Genomic DNA, 1,400 nt, shown 5'->3' on the forward strand with positions numbered 1-1,400 from the left:
CTTTCTAGGAAACTTCGCAAATCGGCCAAGATAGTGTATAATGGACTTGAAATAAAAAATCACATAACAAAAGAGCGAATGTAGTGATTCGCCACGACGTTGATTATGTAGTTTTTTGTTTTGGTTTAGACTGCGCTGTCTGACGGCAAAGAAAGAATAAGGGGCATGGAACTATCCATAACCCATTACCTTTCGGAATCGTTCAAACAGCGCAGTTTTTTTGTAGTAAACTTCTAAAACCAACATAGAAGTGCCACACTTCGGACATTTGAGTGGGTCATATCCAAACGTCAGAATAATCGAGTTACGCCAATCCAGAAGACTGGAAAGATAGCGTTGTTTCTGAGGGGATAAACATTGCCGAAGATTTTTTTCCTGTTTATGATGTTTTGCATAAATACCGTAGTAACGAACCATTTTGAAGTGCTTGTCAGGGATATGAATAATCAGGCGTTTTATAAAATCAATGACGGGGAGGCATTCTGTAACCGTCTTGTGATCCTCATGCCTGGTGTAATGAAACGTCACGGAGTCACCATCGTAAGAATCAATTCTGGAGGCAGCAATAACCGGTCGTCCGAGATATCGGCTGATATACTTAATGGTGATATCAGGAGAGCAGAGATTGGGTTTGGCACGGACATAAAAACCATCCGGGTGATCCTTATAAATCTGATTTTTAAGTTTAAGGAAAGAAGAACCGAGTTTATGCGCAAGTTTTTCTAAAAGAACCTTACGGAAAGCAAAGCGTAAAAATCTGAAATCAAAATGTTTGTTTGGACGCCAGGAGGTAAAATTACCGGCCCCGCCCTCGGAAATGAGCGCATGGATATGAGGATTCCATTTGAGGTCTCTACCAAAAGAGTGAAGGACACAAATAAACCCGGGAGTAAAGTTTTCAGTTTTATTAAGTTTAGAAAACATACGGAGGACGACATCTCGGACGGCATGAAAAAGACAATTCAAAAGAGAATGGTCCTTAAGAAAGTATATGCGAAGTTCCTCTGGAATCGTAAAGACACAGTGTCTGTGGTTACAGGAAATGAGCTTGCAGGACATACGAAAAGCCCGTTTCTGATTATACATGTTACCACAAGATGGACAGAAACGGCTTTTGCAGGAAAAAGGTACAGATTTAAGTTTACCACAATGGGGACAGCCGTAGACAGCTTGTCCATAAGAAGGATCGTGGCAATGGATCATACGTTTGATGTTATCCATAACATTTTTGCCAGGACGAAGAGCATACTGGATGTACTCAAAGTGGTCACTGAAAATAGTTTGAAGAATGTTCTTTTTATACATAAGAATATTTTACAACAAAAAGTGACAAAGGAAAACCCCAAAACCCCTCATGAGTGAGGGGCAGGGGAGTTGAGAGTGCCGAAGGCACTTTGTTC

At 40.7% G+C, this 1,400-nt stretch carries 1 protein-coding gene; it reads right to left on the minus strand.

The window, feature by feature from the left end:
• Nucleotides 1-171: 171 nt before the first annotated feature.
• Nucleotides 172-1,305 carry an IS91 family transposase gene (locus H8S80_RS33855; protein WP_117633762.1) on the minus strand — a complete coding sequence of 378 codons (1,134 nt, stop codon included), beginning with the start codon at nucleotides 1,303-1,305 and terminating at the stop codon, nucleotides 172-174.
• Nucleotides 1,306-1,400 lie beyond the last annotated feature (95 nt).

This window comes from Hungatella sp. L36 (assembly GCF_014288035.1).